The sequence below is a fragment of the Halomonas sp. SL1 genome, assembly GCF_003030865.2.
Lineage (GTDB): Bacteria > Pseudomonadota > Gammaproteobacteria > Pseudomonadales > Halomonadaceae > Halomonas > Halomonas halophila.
Window position 1 is genome coordinate 266,814 of sequence record NZ_PYUQ02000016.1, and the last position, 15,904, is coordinate 282,717.

The following is a 15,904-nucleotide window of genomic DNA, read 5'->3' on the forward strand; positions in this document are numbered from 1 at the left end:
ATCACGAGCACCTCGACAAGGCAATACCATGGGCTTGGCAGCGGATTGTCGGCGTCCCGGGGCGACATGGCAACGACACCAGCGGCGACCCTGGCCGTTGACTCCCCGGACGGGCATGATAGAACGACGATTCCTCCTAGACAGGGTAGTCACTCCCCATGGCTTCACGCTCCATCGCCACGCTGCTCGCGGCCGCCCTCGGCGCCGGCCTGGCCGGCCAGGGACAGGCCCAGACGAACGCCGCGCCGAGCGACGCCGAGCGCCAGGCGATCCGCGATCGCATCCAGTCGCTGCAGGCCGAGATCGGCGAACTGCGCACCCGCCTGGCCCGGCCGGCGGAAGAGCCGCCGCAGACGGCTCCGGCGGCCAGTGCCGAAACCGCCGACACCACACCGCCGACCGAGGCACCGATCGGCGCCTCGGTGGCCGAGCGGCGACTGCTGGAGGAGGAATCGTCCGACAACCCCTTCTCCATCACCGCGCACCATCGCAACTACCTGCTGCCGCTGAGTTACACCACCTCGCCCAACCGGGAAAGCTTCAACGAGATCGACCGCGAAGCCGATCCCGACCGGCTCGAGGTGAAGTTCCAGTTCAGCGCCAAGTTCAAGATCGCCGACGACGTGCTGTTCGACCGCGCCGACCTCTACTTCGGCTATACCCAGCGCAGCTGGTGGCAGGCCTACAACGCCGACGCCTCATCGCCGTTCCGCGAGACCAACTACGAGCCGGAAGTCTTCGCCGACTTCGAGAACGACTGGTCGCTGCTCGGCTGGACCAACATCAACAACCGGGTCTCGCTCAACCACCAGTCCAACGGCCGCTCCGGCAGCCTATCGCGCAGCTGGAACCGGCTGATCCTGACCAGCACCTTCATCAACGACGACTGGGCCGTCTCGCTGTCGCCCTACTGGCGCCTGCCCGAGACCGAGGGCGAGGACGACAATCCCGACATCGAGGATTACCTGGGCTACGCCGATGTCACCGTGGCGCGCCGTCTGTTCGACGACCACGAGGCCAGCCTGCTGTGGCGAGGCAATCCCGACCAGGGCCACATGGGTGCCCAGCTCGACTACTCCTGGCCGCTGTTCGGCAAGATCCGGGGCCATGTCCAGTTCTACCAGGGCTACGGCGAGAGCCTGATCGACTACGATCGCAGCACGCAGCGCGTGAGTCTCGGCTTCAGCCTCAACCCGCTGTTTTCCACCGGCACCTTCTCGCGCTGACCTGTGCCCGGTCATTACATTACGCACCCCCGACAACGGCTGCTATGCTGGGCCTGTCACGCACCGTCAGAGGAAGACCCGATGAGCGACCATACGTCCCATACCCGTGAGACCACCGAACAGCTCAAGGAAGACCTGCAGCATCTCTCGCAGACCGTCGAGGAGCTGGTCAACGCCACGGCCGACGATTCCCGCCACAACATCAAGGAGCTGCGCGAGCGGGCCGAGAAGCGCCTCAGCGAGACCCGCGCCCGGCTCGAGGCCCGCGGCGAGCGCGCCTACCGCGACACCCGCGAGGCCGTGACCCAGCAGGCCGACGCCTGCGACCGCTACGTCCGCGACAACCCATGGACCAGCATCGGCATCGGCGCCGCCGTCGGCGTGGTCGTCGGCATGCTGATCGGGCGGCGCTGATGTCGGAGGGCCAGGGACCGGCTCAGCGACTGTTCGGCGCCGGCAAGCGGCTGCTGGGCAGCCTGGTCGCCACCGGCGAGACGCGTCTGCGTCTCGCCGTGCTGGAGCTCGAGGAAGAGCGCGCACGACTCGTCACCCTGCTGCTGCTGGCCGGCATCAGCTTGCTGCTGCTGCTGCTGGGGCTCGGCGCGCTCACCACCCTGATCATCGTCGCCTTCTGGGACAGTTACCGGCTGGCCGCCATCGGCGGCTGCGCCGCGGTGCTGCTGATCGGCGGCCTGGGGCTGGCGGGCTGGGTGATGCATCTGGCCCGGCGCCGCACCCTGCTGGTCGACACTCTCAAGCATCTGGCGATGGACCGCGAGCTGATGGAGACCCGGAGCGAGGAGCGCTGATCGATGACCAACGCCGAGCGTCGAGCCCGCAAGGCAGCCCTGGAGGCCGCCATCGAACAGCAGCGCCTCGACCTGCTGGTCGAGTCCGAGCACTGGCACCAGGCCGCCCGCCCGCTCGAGGCCGGCTGGCAATCCCTTCAGCGCTACCGGCTGCCCGCCGTGGGTGGCGGCGCCCTGCTGCTCTTTTGGTCGCTGCGTCATCCCGCGGCGGCCAAGCGACTGGCCAGGCGCTCGCTGTTCGTCGCGGTCACCGCACGGCGGCTGAAGCGGCTGCAGCGCTTCCTGCCACGGCCCTGATGCCACCTCGACGTGATTATCATCCTGCCGTAACACACTGACATGGCAGGCCTGTTATGATTTTGTTTCGACAACGTGACGGAACGACGACAGGACATGGACCCCATGCGCATGCTGGCGCTCTATAGCATCAAGGGCGGCGTCGGCAAGACGGCCTCCGCCGTCAACCTGGCCGCGGAAGCGGCTCGAGCGGGATATCGCGTACTGCTCTGGGATCTTGACCCCCAGGCGGCCACCAGCTTCTATCTGCGCGTCAAACCGAAGGTTCGCGGCGGCGTGGACAAGCTGGTCAAGGGCAAGGCATCCTTCGACAAGGCCATTCGCGCCACCCAGATCGAGGGGCTCGACCTGCTGCCGGCGGCGCTGGCGTCACGCGAGATGGATGCCCTGCTCGCCAAGCGTGACGGCAGCCACCTGCGTCGGATTCTCAAGCCGGTGCGCGACGACTACGACCTGGTGATCCTCGATTGCCCGCCCAGCCTCTCGCATCTCTCGGAGAACATCTTCTCCAGCGTCGACGCCCTACTCGTGCCCGTGGTGCCGACGGTATTGTCGCTGCGTACCCTGGACCAGCTTCAGGACTTCCTCGACGACCACGACATCGCTTGCACGGTGTGGCCCTTCATCACCCTCACCGATCGCCGACGCACCCTGCACCGCCAGGTCATGGACGGCTTCCATGAACGCTGGCCGCTGCGGCTGTCGATCGATATTCCCTCGGCCAGTGCGGTGGAACGCATGGGCCTGGAGCGTGCCCCGGTGCGCGACTACGCCCCGCGCACCGCCGCGGCCAAGGCCTACACCGCCCTGTGGCGGGAGATCGAGCAGCGCCTGCGCTGAGGCGCCGCCCCCGTTCTGCGCGCTCAGTCGACGCGCATGGCGGCGAGGGCCGCTTCCAGCCAGTCTGCCAGCGTCAGCGGCCCTCCCTGGTCGCCCGGCCCGGCCGAGCGCGCCACCTCCAGGACGCGGTCGTAGTGGGCCAGGCGACGTTCGCGATGGGCCCTCGCCAGCCCCATGAAGCCGCGCAGATGACGCGGCGCCGCGGCCCGAGCCTCCTCGCCCTCGGCCGCCAGCACCAGCTTCTCCCGCGCCTCCTCCTCGGCATGGGCGGCGGCCGCCGCCGTCAGGGCCGGTTCCCGCACCAGGTCGTCGTGCAGCACGCCGAAGGCATCCTGGAACGCCTTCATGGCCTTCTCCGCCTCATCGAAGATCGGCGCCTCCCACTTCCAGGGCTTCAGCAGGTAGCGGATGCGCTTGCCGGTGATGCGCGGACGATGCAGCGCCTCCTGCGACTCCGGGGAGTCGATGGCGGCGATCTCCGCGGTCAGGGTCTCGCGCAGGGCGGCCAGCTCACGGGCCGTCGCCTCGCCGAAGCGGGGCCCACCGCCCTTCTTCGCCAGTGCCGCCAGGGTCTCGCCGAGCTCGCGATCGAGCCCCGGAAACCCCGCCTCCAGCACGCAGCGGGCCTCGGCATAATCGGCCTCGACCCGGGCCCTCAGCCGCTCGCTCCACCAATCGACGGCGCCGCGCTCGGCGTTGCCCAGCGACGGCCGCTCGGCCTCTAGCCAGGCCAGCATCACCTCGCCGTCGCGGGCCTCATTGGTGGCCCGGGCCAGGTCGCGCAGACGCCGCCGCTGCGTCTTGGGAATCGCCACGCCCGGATAGCCGCGGTAGGCCTTGAGCCAGGAACGCAGGCGGCGCAGCGCCACCCGAAAGTCGTGCAGCCCCTCGCTGTCCTCGGGGTCCTCGATGCGCGGCCAGGCCGACCGGGCCTGGGCCAGCAGGACCAGCCCCTGACGCCCGACCACGCGGTTCAGACGCTTGCGATGCAGCGGTTTGCTCATGACGACCTTCCCTCCGGTGGCGAGCGATACCCCCAGTATAGGCCGGCCTAAACCATTGATAGCATGAGGAGTCTTGCCCGAGCAGAAGACCTAGACCGCTTGGCCGCAGGCCACACCGGACGCCCAGGCCCACTGGAAATTGTAGCCGCCGAGCTGGCCGGTGACGTCCAGCACCTCGCCGATGAAGCGCAGCTGGGGCAGACCGTTGACCTCGAAGGTCTTCGACGACAGCGCCCGGGTGTCGACGCCGCCCATGGTGACCTCGGCGGTGCGCCAGCCCTCGGTGCCGGCGGGCTTGATCCGCCAGTCGTTGAGGCGTGAGGCCCAGGCCTCAAGGTCCGCATTGGAGCGTTCGGCCATGGGGCCGTCGCCGCCATGCCATTCGACCAGCGCCTGGGCCAGGCGCCGCGGCAGGCGCTCGCCGAGCCAGGTGGAGAGGCGCCGTTTCGGCGCCTCGCGCCGGGCGGCCGCCAGCCCCTCGAAGGCCGACTCCCCGGGCAGCAGATCGATGGCCAGCTCATCACCGGGATGCCAGTGGCTGGAGACCTGCAGCAGCGCTGGCCCGGACAGCCCGCGGTGGGTGAACAGCATCGGCTCGCGGTATTCGCCGTCGCGGCAGCGCGCCACCACCTCGGTGGAGAGCCCGGACAGCGCCGCGGTGCGTTCCTTCCAGGCCGAGGTCAGGGTGAAGGGCACCAGGGCGGCCCGGGTGTCGGTCACCCCGAGGCCGAACTGGCGGGCGATCTCGTAGCCGAAGCCGCTGGCGCCGAGGGTCGGGATCGACAGCCCGCCGGTGGCGACCACCACCGCCCCGGCCTCGATGCGCCCGGCGGAGGTGTCGAGCCGCATGCCCTCGCCCTGGCGCTCGAGTGACTCGACGGAGGTCTTGAGGCGGATCTCGACGCCCGCCCAGTCGCATTCGGTGAGCAGCACCGCCAGCAGGTCCTTGGCCGAGTCGGCACAGAACAGCTGCCCCGGCGCCTTCTCCACGTGCTCCAGGCCGTGGCGCTCGACCAGCTCGACGAAGTGCTCCGGCCGGTAGCGCTTGAGCGCCGAGATGCAGAAGTGGGGATTGCTGGAGAAAAAGTGGGCCGGGGCAGTATCGAGGTTGGTGAAGTTGCAGCGCCCGCCGCCGGACATCAGGATCTTCTTGCCGGCCTTGTTGGCATGATCGATGACCAGCACCGACCGTCCGGCATAGCCGGCGGTCAGCGCGCACATCAAGCCAGCGGCGCCAGCGCCGATAATCACCACGTCATACGTCATGCCACTACTCATCTCACTCCCCATGCCACCGGACCGCGCCCGGGGCGGACGCCCGCAAAAGGGCGACATGGTACCAGAGCCTGTCGGCGCGAGCCCGCCACGACGCGCCTCGCGCAACGGCGTGTTGTCGCAGGGAGAACGAGTTGCGAAAACATTGTGCAAAGCGCGTCGCGTTGACATCCTGGCGCCCGGCTTGAGGCATGCTGTCGCCATTCTTCGACGTTTTTCGTATCACCACTCGACCCTCTCCCCTGTCAGGGCCGACGCCTCTCTTTCGGACACTCGCTCATGAACCACGCATTCGCCACGCGCCGCGCCAGGCTCCACCGATCCGGGCCGGCCATGCCGAGCCTGCTGCTGCTCGCCCTCTGCTCGGCGCTGACGTTTCTGGCCCCGGCCGCCCTCGCCCAGCCCGCCGGCATGCCGCCGACGCCGGTGATCGGCGCCGAGGCCGGCCTGGAGGCCTGGTCGGACCCGCTGGAATCGCTCGGCACCCTGGCCGCCAACGAGAGTGTGACGCTGTCGTCCACGGTCACCGACACGGTGACGGCGATCAACTTCGAGGGCGGCGAGACGGTCAGCCGCGGCGACGTGCTGGTCGAGCTGTCCGACGCCGAGGAACGGGCGTCGCTGCGCGAGGCCCAGGCGCTGCGCGTCGAGCGCCAGAACGCCGTCGACCGCCTGGCCCAGCTGCAGGAACGCAACCTGGCCCCCCGGGCCGACATCGAAGACAGCCGCGCCCAGCTGCAGCAGGTGGATGCCACCCTCCAGGGGCTGCGCGCGCGACTCGACGACTATCGCATCACCGCGCCCTTCGACGGCGTGGTCGGCGTGCGCGGCCTCAGCGTGGGCGCACTGGTCTCGCCGGGCGACGAGCTGGCCACCCTGGACGACGTCTCGCGCATGAAGCTCGACTTCGAGGTGCCGGAGGTCCAGCTCAGCGCCCTGGCCGAGGGGCTGACGCTGAGCGCCACTACCGCCGCCTATCCGGAGCGCGTGTTCGAGGGCGAGATTGCCATCATCGACTCCCGGATCGATCCGGCCAGCCGCAGCGTCAGCGTGAGGGCCATGCTCGACAACGACGAGCGGCTGCTGCGACCCGGCATGCTGATGCGCGTCACCCTCGACCGCCGTCCGCGCCAGACACTGGTGATCCCTGAGTCCGCCGTGGTCCCCGAGGGGAGCCGTCAGTGGGTATGGGTGATCACCTCAACGGAAGACGGCAGCGTGGAGCGCCGCGAGATCGCCGTGGGCGCACGCCGACGCGGCGAGGTGGAGGTCATCGAGGGCCTGGCCCCCGGCGACCTGGTGGTCAGCCACGGCGCCGATCGCCTGCACGACGCTTCCAGCGTGGAGCTGATCGGTATCGCCGACGACACCACCAGCGTCAGCGACATCCTGCGCGCGACCCGCGACGGAGATGACGCCTGATGCGACTGTCCGACATCTCCGTCCAGCGACCGGTGCTGGCCATCGTCATGGCGGCGCTGATCGTCGCCTTCGGCCTGCTGGCCCTGACCCGCCTGCCGCTGCAGGAATACCCCACCATCGATCCGCCGATCGTCAGCATCAGCACCTCCTACCCCGGGGCCAACGCCGAGGTGGTGGAGACCCGCATCACCCAGGTGCTGGAGGAACGCGTCGCCGGCATCGCCGGCATCGAGGTGATCTCCTCCACCAGCAGCGACGGCAACTCCAGCATCACCATCGAGTTCGGCCTGAACACCGATGTGGATGCCGCCGCCAACGACGTGCGCGACCGCATCTCCGGCGCCGCCGACAATCTGCCCGAAGAAGCCGACCCGCTGGAGGTGCGCAAGGAGGACACCAGCTCCGAGATGGTGATGTGGCTGATGCTCTCCGGCGAGGGCTACACCACCGCCGAGTTGACCGACTACGCCGAGCGCTATCTGGTCGACGGTTTCTCGGTGCAGGAAGGCGTCTCCGGGGTGTACGTCGGCGGCGGCCGCGAATACGCCATGCGCGTGTGGCTGGACAACGACGCCCTCGCCGCCCGCGGGCTGGCGGTCAGCGACGTCGAGAGCGCCCTGCGCGAGGAAAACGTCGAGCTGCCCGGCGGCGCCGTGGAATCTGCCGACCGCCAGTTCATCGTGCGTCTGCCGCGCAGCTTCGCCAGCCCCGAGGACTTCCGCGAGCTGGTGCTCGACCGCGGCGACGGCGGCTATCTGGTGCGCCTGGCCGACGTCGCACGGGTCGAGCTAGGCACCGTCGAGGAGCGCTCGCTGTTCCGCGGCAACGGCCAGACGGTGGTCGGCCTGGGCATGATCAAGCAGTCCACCGCCAACGTCATGGCGCTCTCCGACGCGGTGCGCGCCGAGGCCGAGCGGGTCGGAGAGCGGCTGCCCGACGGCATGAGCCTGGCGGTCAACTACGACGCCTCCACCTTCGTCTCCGGCGCCATCCGCGAGGTGGTCAGCACGCTGCTGATCGCCATCGGCCTGGTGGTGGTGGTGATCTTCGTCTTCCTCGGCAACCTGCGCACCACCCTGGTGCCGGCGGTCACGGTGCCGGTGACGCTGATCGGCACCTTCGCCGCCCTGGCGGCCATGGGCTTCACCATCAACCTGCTGACCCTGCTGGCCCTGGTGCTGGCCATCGGCCTGGTGGTGGACGACGCCATCGTGGTACTCGAGAACATCCACCGGCGCATGCATCTCTACGGCGAGACGCCGCTGGTCGCCGCCTACCGCGGCGCGCGCCAGCTGGCCTTTGCGGTGATCGCCACCAGCCTGGTGCTGATCTCGGTGTTCGTGCCGCTGAGCTTCATTCAGGGCGACGTCGGCAAGCTGTTCACCGAGTTCGCGCTGACGCTCTCGGCGGCGGTGGCCATCTCGTCGCTGCTGGCCCTGACGCTGAGCCCGATGATGGCCTCCAAGATCCTCTCGCCGAGCCTGTACGAGGGCCGCCTCGCCCACTGGGTCGACGGCGGGCTGAACTGGGCCCAGGAGGTCTACCGACGCTGCCTGGAGGCGGTGCTCAGGCTGCGCTGGCTGGTGGTGGCAGGCTTCGTGGGACTGATCGCGGCCATCGCCTGGCTCTATCCCCAGCTGCCGGCGGAATACACCCCGCAGGAGGACCGCGGCAGCTTCTTCGTGCTGATCAATGGCCCGCCCGGCGCCACCTTCTCGTACATGGAGGACTACATGGACGAGGTGGAGGCCCGGCTATTGCCGCTGCGCGAGGACGGCGAGGTCGAGGACGTGATGGTCATGTCGCCCCGCGGGCGCGGGCGCACCGAGAACTTCAACTCCGGTTTCGCCATCGTCGGCCTCGCCGACTGGGACGAGCGCGGCCCGGCCGGCCCGGTGCTGAACGAGGTACGCCGGGACCTGGCCGGGCTCCCCGGCATCCGTGCGTTCCCGATCATGCCCCAGGGGTTCGGTGGCGGTAGCCAGCAGGGCCTGCAGTTCGTGCTCGGCGGCGGCAGCTACGAGCAGCTGGTGACCTGGCGCGACGCCCTGATGGATCACATCCGCCAGGACAACCCGGGGCTGCTCAACCTGGAGAGCGACTACGAGGAGAACCAGCCTCAGCTCAGCGTGAACATCGATTACAACCGCGCGGCCGACCTCGGTGTCACCGTCAGCGATATCGGCCGCACCCTGGAGACCCTGCTCGGCGGGCGGACCGTCACCCGCTTCACCGACCGCGGCGAGGAGTACGACGTCATCCTCGAGAGCGAGCGCGGGGCCACCCCGACGCCGGGCGCCCTGGAAAGCCTGCGGGTGCGCTCGGCGCGCACCGGCGAGCTGATACCGCTATCCAGCCTGGTCGAGATCGAGACCTACGCCGGGCCCAGCCAGCTCAATCGCTACAACCGGCTACGGGCGATCACGGTCCAGGCGGACCTGGCCGAGGGCTATTCCATGGGCGAGGCATTGGCCTACCTGGAAAATGCCGTGGACGAGGTGCTGCCGCCCGGCGTGCAGACCGACGTCAAGGGCGAGGCACGGGACTATCGCGAGTCCAGCGGCGCCACCACCTTCCTGCTGGTGCTCGGCACCCTGGTGGTGTTCCTGGTACTAGCCGCCCAGTTCGAGAGCTTCGTCCACCCGCTGGTGATCATGCTCACCGTGCCACTGGCCATCGGCGGCGCCCTGCTCGGGCTGTGGCTCACCGGTCAGTCGCTGAACATCTACAGCCAGGTGGGACTGGTGATGCTGGTGGGCCTGGCGGCCAAGAACGGCATCCTGATCGTGGAGTTCGCCAATCAGCTGCGCGACCAGGGCACGGCCTTCCGCGAGGCCCTGCTGCGCGCCGCCATGACCCGGCTGCGCCCCATCGTGATGACCTCGGCCACCACCATCGCCGGCTCGGTGCCGCTGATCCTCTCCAGCGGCGCCGGCGCCGAGACCCGTCTGGTGATCGGCACCGTGATCTTCACCGGCGTGGCCGCGGCGACCTTCTTCACCCTGTTCGTGGTACCGGTGGCCTACGACCTGCTGGCCCGGCGCACCGGCTCGCCCGGCGACGTGGCCCGCCGCCTGGAGCGGGAGATGGACGAGCTGCCGGCCCAGCACTGAGGCCGCGTCACCGCCGTCAGGAACGGGGCCCGGCGTCGCACGCGACGCCGGGCTTCGCTGCCTTTCGGCGCCGAGCCACGGCCTTTCGCCTCGCCAGCGACTATGCTCAGGGTAAGACACGACCATCCCAGCCAGAGCCAGGGAGGCCAGATCATGCTTGAACTCCTGCCCTCGGGGGCCGATCACGTGGTGGCGATGAAGGTCAGCGGCCGCGTCACCGCGCCGGACCTTCAGGTGGCCATCGATGCCATCGAGGCGACCAAGAAGACCCAGCCCCGTATCAGCCTCTACGCCGAGATCGACGAGATGCGCTGGATGACCTTCACCGCCTTCCTGCGCGACCTCGGCTACGGCCTGACCCAGATCGGCGATCTCAACCGCTACTATCGCGCCGCGGTGCTCAGCGACAGGCACTGGGTGCGCCACCTGACGCGGCTGGAGAATCATCTGTTCAAGTCGATGGAGATCCGCACCTTCACCCACCGCCACAAGCCCGACGCCCTGGAGTGGGTGGAGCATCTGCCCTCCCCGCCAGCCGGCCGCCGCACCGGGGCATAGCGCCGGCGACACGGCGTGCGGCTCACCCCCAAACGTGGTCCACGCCAAAAAATGCCCCCACGAGGGGGGCCAAGCAGGGAAAAGTGACGTCTCGATCACGTCGTAACAATGAGACTTGGCGGCTGCCCGCAGGGGGTACGGGTACCGCCGGGCGCTCACCGAGTCCCTGGCATGCACGGGCCGTCCATGGCCCGACCTGACCCGGGCCCTGGTGGCCGGGTGCACGCCATGACTCCATCATGACGCGCCTCCCGGCTTCCGGCCGCATGGCATCGACGCCGCCGGACGTAAGAAATCACTAACAGAAACGCGACGCTCCGAGGACGCCAGGGTCCGCCAGAACCCCGAGCGCCCACCGCCGCCAGGACAGCGCCGGGGCTTTTGCTTTAGGCTGGGGAGCGATCCGCGAGGCAACGACAGGGAACGTCATGTTCGAATGGTTAGCGCAGCACCGGGACGTGCTGGTCGTCTTCATCAACCTGGTCACGCTGGCCATCTGGCTGGTGTATGCGCAGCTGCTCTACTGGGGCTTTCGCCGACAGCGGCGCCCTAGGCTGTTGATCAACCGCGGCAAGAAACGCGACATCGATGCCCTGTGCATCATCAGCAACATGAGCGCCGAATCGATCTTCCTCGAGTACATCGTCGCCGACCTCGAGACCTCGCGGGGCACCATCACCGTAGACGTGACCGACCGCGAGCAGCAGTACAGCGAAGGTGACGAGACGCGGGGCAACACGACCACGCACGACGGGGCTCCCCCCGAGCGGCGCCACGACCCGAGTGCCGGGCGGCATGACACCCGACAGGGGCCGCTGGACTCGGGCGATTTCCTGCACATCGGCACCTTTTCCGGGCTGATCCACAGCATCGCCGAGCTGGAGGGCATCGAGATGGCCGGCCATCGCCCGGCGGATGATCTGGTGCTGCACAGCCTGACGATCCGACTCATCGGCATCTACGGGCCAGAGGACATGCCGGTCGGCGCCGAGCGGCGTTTCCGGCTCGAGGATCGCGGGGATCAGTGTGCCCTGACGCCGGCGAGCTGGGACACCAAGCGCCTCGCGTCCTGGCGACAACGACGTCGACTGCGGCGGCTGATCCAGCGGCTCAGCGCCCAGCGCACCGACCGACTGATCGGCCTCTCGGACCACGCTCGTTAAGCATCGCTTTCCCCGGCCGGCCATCACGAGCCTTCGGCGCGCCGCCGCTCGTCACGCTTGCTGGCATACATCGCCGCGTCCGCGCGGCGCATCAGCGACTCGAGGTCCTGGGTGCCGGAGGCATCGAAGCCGATCCCGATGCTGACGCCCACCCGGATCGCCGTGTCGTCCGAGAGCCGGACCGGCTGGCGGATCGCGGCATCCAGGCGCTGCTTCAGCGCCTCGACCTCCTCGAGGCCGCTCAGGTCCTCACACAGCACCAGGAACTCGTCGCCGCCGATGCGGGCGCAGTGGTCGTGCTGGCGTATCTGGTGGCGCAGCCGCCCGGCGATGACCTGGATGACGCTGTCGCCCGTGGCGTGGCCGAAGCGGTCGTTGATCGGCTTGAAGTCGTCGAGATCCAGCATCAGCACCGCCAACGGGCTGCCGTTCTTCTCGCGGCGCCCCCAGGCCGCCGCCGCGCGATCGGCCAGTCCGGTGCGGTTCAACAGCCCGGTCAGGGTGTCCTGGCGGGCCATCTCCTCGAGCTCCGCGGTGCGCTCGGCGACGCGCTTCTCGAGGATCGATTCCTGGGTCTTCAGCGATGCCTCCAGCTGCGCCTGGGCCTTCTCCTTCTGGCGCTTGAGCGTATTGAAGCGCGCCGCCAGCGCGAAGGACAGCAGCAGCATCTCCAGCGCCGATCCCGCCTGGATGCCGTACAGCGTGAAGGCGTTCGAGGGAATGATACCGAGATTGCGCAGGGCGAAGATCGACGCGCCCACCAGCAGGAAGGCCCAGGCCAGCACGAACAGCCTGGCGCCCGGCACGCGGCGGTAGGCACAGGTGACGGCACAGGCCAGCAGCGACAGGCAGGTCACCAGCCCGACCACGTCCATCAGCTGCAGGGCCCCGCGGCGCGGCAGAAGGCCGGCGCCGACCACGCCCGCCAGGCATGCCACCAGCAGCCAGCGCAGGGCCCGGTGCCAGCGCGGCGCGAAATGCCGGGTACGCAGGAACTGCTGGGCGAAGAGCGTGCCCAGCGCCGCCGAGAGCGTGAAGCCTAAGGTGACGAAGCGAACCGTCGCCTCGCCCAGCCCGCTCCACAGCAGCAATGGCCCGAGGCCGTTGGCGGTGATGACCGCCACGCAGAAGCTGCCGACGAACAGCGCATAGAGCAGGAACACGCGCTCCTGGAGCCCGACGAACAGCAGCAGGTTATAGGCGCCCAGCGCCACCAGCAGGCCGACGTAGGCGGAGAGCCAGAACATCTCCCGGTCGTTGGCGACCCGGAAGGCTTCGAGGCTCAGCAGCTCGACGCCGAGCGCCATGCTACCGGCGCTTTCCACTCTCGCCAGCAGCGTGGCGGTCTCGCCGGCCTCGAGATTCAGCGGAAAGGCGGGCAAGCGGTGCGCCACCGCCCGCCGCTCGGGCGGCACCACCAGCCCGCTCTGCCACACCTCCGCGATCGCGCCGCCCTGGACCCGATAGAGCGAGACGTGCTCCAGCAACGGATAGACGAAGCGCAGCACGGCCTCGCTCGCGCCATGCGCCCCGCCCGAGACCCGCAAGCGCAGCCACACCGGATGGCCGGTGTAGCCGATGCTCAGATCAGCCCTGGTCTCGACCGGCCGGAAGGCATCCTCCCGGCCGGCCAGCTCCTTTGCCTGCCACTGCCCTCCCGGATCGGCCAGCATGGCGACGCTCTCGATGCTCGGCGGCGGCCCCGACGACGCCATGGCGCCGGTGGAGAGCAAGAACAGCAGCACCATGGCCGCCAGCATCGGGCGCAGGCCGCACGACAGCAGGATATTCGGGAAGGAAACGCGCAGGATCATGCAGCATGAGCCTCGGAGGCGCCGGCAGGCCGGATACGGAAAGGCTACTCATGGAGGGGCCAAACAGGCAAACCGGAGGCTCAACGGCGGCACCGGACCTCCCTTAGCCAGTCAGCCGCCCCAGCCGTCATCGCGCAAGCGCGGTCAATCCCATCGCTCGTGCGCCTCTTCCCAGCGCTCTCTTTGACGCTCCCTGGCCTCCTCCCAGCGCTCACGTTCACGCTCACGACGCTCCTCCCGGCGTTCGTACGCCTCCTCGAGACGCTCCCGTTCCCACTCTCTCCTTCGCTCCCAGCGGTCATCGTCATCCCAGTCACGGTCTTCCCAGTCGCGATCACGGTGGTAGACATCGTCATCGATGATGATGGCCGGCACCGAGCTGATCCGGGCAGGCTGATAGCTGCATCCCACCAGGCTCGCCAGGGCAATGATGAACAGCAGCATATGAGGAAAACGCATGGTAACTCTCCCGGCGATGTGCGGCGGCAAGTGTCACCTGCAAGTTAACCGACATTGCCGGGATGCCCCTGTGGCAAAAAGGCAACAGCTGGAGGCAATATCGTGAAAGAACCCGTGGAGAGCCAGCCCTGCCTGCCACGGTGGCTAGAATGACCGTCGCTTCACTTCCCCACCGAGGACGTCATGATCGGAATCGCGAGGATTGGCGCCGCACTGGGGCTGCTGGGAACATTGGCCGGCTGCGTGGCGTACGCAGACGGATACGGTGGCTATGGAGGATACGAGGATCGACATCGCGGAGATGACTATCACCGGTACGGAACCCCTGTGCCCAGCGGCCACCAGCCACCGCCCGGTGAGTGCCGCATCTGGTATCCGGACCGGCCCGCCGGCCAGCAGCCACCGCCCGGCCCGTGCCATGAGCTTCGATATCAGGTACCCCCAGGGGCACGGTTGATCTCCGGGTAGTCGCTCCAGCTCGGCGAAGCCTGAAGCACGCCGAAGCTCGGTGTCACCCGGCCGCTCAGGGCGAAGCTGCCGGCCCCGATCATGCCTTCGCGCCCGCGGCAACCGCGCCCGCCGGCGTCGGGTTAGCCTCTTGGTATTCGGGTGTACGATCCGAGGACTCGGCCATCCGCCTACGTATCATTCACAGGATGAGCTGTTTCAGCGGCATCCAGAGCCCCATCCCCATCATGACCAGGTTCTCGGTCAAGGAGACGAAGCCCAGGGGCACGTTGCTGTTGCCGCCCACGCAGGCGCACTTGAGCTCCCGCTTGTCAATGTAGACGGCCTTGAAGACCGACACGGCCCCTACCGTGCCAATGAACAGCGCCAGTGGCGCCGCGAGCCAGATCAGGGCGCCTGCCAGCATCAGGATACCGGCCAGGGCCTCAGCGAAGGGGTAGACGTAGCCGTAAGGGACATGGCGCTGGGCGAGCAGGTCATAGTTGAGGAACATGGTGCTGAAGCTTTCGACATCCTGCAGCTTCTGGAGCCCCAGCAGCACCATGGCGGTGGCAACCGCATACTCGGGCATGCGTGGCGATACCAGAGTGCCACTGGCCGCCCAGCTCACCGCCAGGCCGATCAGCAAGGAAATCGCGAAGATGGCGATGACCGGCTGATAGGTGGTCTCCTTCTCGCCGGGCACGCTCATTCCCAGGTGGGCGCGAACCTCCTCATAGCCTCCTACGCGCTCCTCGCCGATGTAAACCTGGGGCGTGGTATCGACACCGGCCTGCTCCTTGAATTCCTCGATCGCGTCCCGCGAGGCGAGGGGGTGATCCTCGACCCGATAGCCCTTGCGCTTGAGCAGATCCACGGTCTTCAGGCCAAACGGACACAGGTGCTCGTCCGTCTTCATACGGTAGACACGGGCCGTCTTGTGCGGTGCGGAAGACGCCGATGAGACGCTGTTCATGGGCATTCACCTCCTTCAGTGCCTGACAGGCATTCGCGCGCGTGGCATTCATGGCCAGGCGCTTCGGCCATGGTTTCCATGAAACTTTTAGCCTAGAACCCTTGTGCGACCCAAAGGTCAAACCGCCTGCCTCGACTGGACCGCGTTGCCGAGCAGTTTCAGATCGGCCCAAGCATGACCTGTCATCCATGGAGGACGAACGGCGACATTGAACCTGAAAGTGTTCAGGAGATCCGGGGCGATTCCGGGACCGGGCATCGGAGCGACGCCGATGGGCAAAAGCGGGGGATGAGGAGGGACACAAACACAAAAAAGCCGCTGATGGCTCAGCGGCTTTTTTAGAATTCTTGGCGGAGGGGGAGGGATTCGAAACCTCCACTACCGCCCTTCCTCCATCTAACCATTTGATTTCCATAGGCACAACAGCAGGCTTTGGCCGCTTTCTGTTCCCAGGCTGTTCCCCGGACACTGGCGAGATCATGCGCGTGACGCGCGCGTGTG

General features: G+C 68.1%; 14 protein-coding genes. 9 read left to right on the plus strand and 5 right to left on the minus strand.

The window, feature by feature from the left end:
- Window positions 1-158: 158 nt before the first annotated feature.
- The 5 genes from C9J49_RS11415 (at window position 159) to C9J49_RS11435 (ending at window position 3,172) form a co-directional block, all read left to right on the plus strand.
- On the plus strand, window positions 159-1,226 hold the full coding sequence (locus tag C9J49_RS11415; RefSeq protein ID WP_046080119.1) for a phospholipase A: 1,068 nt from the start codon (window positions 159-161) through the stop codon (window positions 1,224-1,226).
- A gap of 81 nt (window positions 1,227-1,307) precedes the next feature.
- Window positions 1,308-1,640, plus strand: coding sequence for a YqjD family protein (locus C9J49_RS11420; RefSeq protein WP_035595112.1), 333 nt, complete (start codon window positions 1,308-1,310; stop codon window positions 1,638-1,640).
- Window positions 1,640-2,035, plus strand: a complete 396-nt coding sequence (locus C9J49_RS11425) for a phage holin family protein (protein WP_046080118.1) — start codon at window positions 1,640-1,642, stop codon at window positions 2,033-2,035. Before C9J49_RS11420 ends, C9J49_RS11425 begins: the two co-directional genes overlap by 1 nt.
- Before the next feature lie 3 nt (window positions 2,036-2,038).
- On the plus strand, window positions 2,039-2,332 hold the full coding sequence (locus C9J49_RS11430; protein WP_107180797.1) for a YqjK family protein: 294 nt from the start codon (window positions 2,039-2,041) through the stop codon (window positions 2,330-2,332).
- A gap of 105 nt (window positions 2,333-2,437) precedes the next feature.
- The gene (locus C9J49_RS11435) at window positions 2,438-3,172 is read left to right on the plus strand and encodes a ParA family protein (RefSeq protein ID WP_107180903.1); all 735 of its coding nucleotides are present in this window, start codon (window positions 2,438-2,440) and stop codon (window positions 3,170-3,172) included.
- A gap of 23 nt (window positions 3,173-3,195) precedes the next feature.
- Here C9J49_RS11435 and C9J49_RS11440 read toward each other — a convergent pair whose 3' ends face one another.
- Together C9J49_RS11440 and C9J49_RS11445 are read right to left on the minus strand one after the other, a co-directional pair.
- Window positions 3,196-4,176 (minus strand): CHAD domain-containing protein, encoded by a 981-nt coding sequence (locus C9J49_RS11440; RefSeq protein WP_107180798.1) that lies wholly within the window; start codon window positions 4,174-4,176, stop codon window positions 3,196-3,198.
- Between the two features lie 90 nt (window positions 4,177-4,266).
- Window positions 4,267-5,442: an NAD(P)/FAD-dependent oxidoreductase gene (locus tag C9J49_RS11445; RefSeq protein ID WP_107180799.1), complete on the minus strand. Its 1,176-nt coding sequence runs from the start codon at window positions 5,440-5,442 to the stop codon at window positions 4,267-4,269.
- A gap of 288 nt (window positions 5,443-5,730) precedes the next feature.
- Here C9J49_RS11445 and C9J49_RS11450 point away from each other — a divergent pair, with 288 nt between their 5' ends.
- The 4 genes from C9J49_RS11450 to C9J49_RS11465 all read left to right on the plus strand — a co-directional run bounded on the left by C9J49_RS11450 (window position 5,731) and on the right by C9J49_RS11465 (window position 11,707).
- Window positions 5,731-6,873, plus strand: a complete 1,143-nt coding sequence (locus tag C9J49_RS11450) for an efflux RND transporter periplasmic adaptor subunit (RefSeq protein WP_107180800.1) — start codon at window positions 5,731-5,733, stop codon at window positions 6,871-6,873.
- Complete coding sequence (locus C9J49_RS11455) at window positions 6,873-9,986, plus strand: efflux RND transporter permease subunit (RefSeq protein ID WP_107180801.1); 3,114 nt, start codon at window positions 6,873-6,875, stop codon at window positions 9,984-9,986. Before C9J49_RS11450 ends, C9J49_RS11455 begins: the two co-directional genes overlap by 1 nt.
- A 153-nt stretch (window positions 9,987-10,139) precedes the next feature.
- Window positions 10,140-10,544, plus strand: coding sequence for an STAS/SEC14 domain-containing protein (locus tag C9J49_RS11460; RefSeq protein WP_046080113.1), 405 nt, complete (start codon window positions 10,140-10,142; stop codon window positions 10,542-10,544).
- 428 nt (window positions 10,545-10,972) lie between these two features.
- Entirely contained in the window at window positions 10,973-11,707 is a 735-nt protein-coding gene (locus C9J49_RS11465) for a hypothetical protein (RefSeq protein WP_046080112.1), read from the plus strand.
- A gap of 23 nt (window positions 11,708-11,730) precedes the next feature.
- Here C9J49_RS11465 and C9J49_RS11470 read toward each other — a convergent pair whose 3' ends face one another.
- The 3 genes from C9J49_RS11470 to C9J49_RS11485 all read right to left on the minus strand — a co-directional run bounded on the left by C9J49_RS11470 (window position 11,731) and on the right by C9J49_RS11485 (window position 15,409).
- The gene (locus tag C9J49_RS11470) at window positions 11,731-13,521 is read right to left on the minus strand and encodes a diguanylate cyclase (RefSeq protein WP_107180802.1); all 1,791 of its coding nucleotides are present in this window, start codon (window positions 13,519-13,521) and stop codon (window positions 11,731-11,733) included.
- Window positions 13,522-13,665: 144 nt separating this feature from the next.
- Entirely contained in the window at window positions 13,666-13,980 is a 315-nt protein-coding gene (locus tag C9J49_RS11475; protein WP_107180803.1) for a hypothetical protein, read from the minus strand.
- A gap of 649 nt (window positions 13,981-14,629) precedes the next feature.
- A complete protein-coding gene (locus C9J49_RS11485) occupies window positions 14,630-15,409 on the minus strand; it encodes a glutaredoxin (RefSeq protein WP_046080108.1) in 780 nt (259 codons plus the stop codon).
- Window positions 15,410-15,904 lie beyond the last annotated feature (495 nt).

Bases quoted from the DNA above. Each gene is read 5' to 3' on its own strand.
- C9J49_RS11465 (WP_046080112.1), top strand. From the start codon at position 10,973: ATGTTCGAATGGTTAGCGCAGCACCGGGACGTGCTGGTCGTCTTCATC.
- C9J49_RS11445 (WP_107180799.1), bottom strand. From the start codon at position 5,442: ATGACGTATGACGTGGTGATTATCGGCGCTGGCGCCGCTGGCTTGATG.
- C9J49_RS11475 (WP_107180803.1), bottom strand. From the start codon at position 13,980: ATGCGTTTTCCTCATATGCTGCTGTTCATCATTGCCCTGGCGAGCCTG.
- C9J49_RS11420 (WP_035595112.1), top strand. From the start codon at position 1,308: ATGAGCGACCATACGTCCCATACCCGTGAGACCACCGAACAGCTCAAG.
- C9J49_RS11440 (WP_107180798.1), bottom strand. From the start codon at position 4,176: ATGAGCAAACCGCTGCATCGCAAGCGTCTGAACCGCGTGGTCGGGCGT.
- C9J49_RS11435 (WP_107180903.1), top strand. From the start codon at position 2,438: ATGCGCATGCTGGCGCTCTATAGCATCAAGGGCGGCGTCGGCAAGACG.
- C9J49_RS11415 (WP_046080119.1), top strand. From the start codon at position 159: ATGGCTTCACGCTCCATCGCCACGCTGCTCGCGGCCGCCCTCGGCGCC.
- C9J49_RS11460 (WP_046080113.1), top strand. From the start codon at position 10,140: ATGCTTGAACTCCTGCCCTCGGGGGCCGATCACGTGGTGGCGATGAAG.
- C9J49_RS11455 (WP_107180801.1), top strand. From the start codon at position 6,873: ATGCGACTGTCCGACATCTCCGTCCAGCGACCGGTGCTGGCCATCGTC.
- C9J49_RS11425 (WP_046080118.1), top strand. From the start codon at position 1,640: ATGTCGGAGGGCCAGGGACCGGCTCAGCGACTGTTCGGCGCCGGCAAG.
- C9J49_RS11430 (WP_107180797.1), top strand. From the start codon at position 2,039: ATGACCAACGCCGAGCGTCGAGCCCGCAAGGCAGCCCTGGAGGCCGCC.
- C9J49_RS11485 (WP_046080108.1), bottom strand. From the start codon at position 15,409: ATGCCCATGAACAGCGTCTCATCGGCGTCTTCCGCACCGCACAAGACG.
- C9J49_RS11450 (WP_107180800.1), top strand. From the start codon at position 5,731: ATGAACCACGCATTCGCCACGCGCCGCGCCAGGCTCCACCGATCCGGG.
- C9J49_RS11470 (WP_107180802.1), bottom strand. From the start codon at position 13,521: ATGATCCTGCGCGTTTCCTTCCCGAATATCCTGCTGTCGTGCGGCCTG.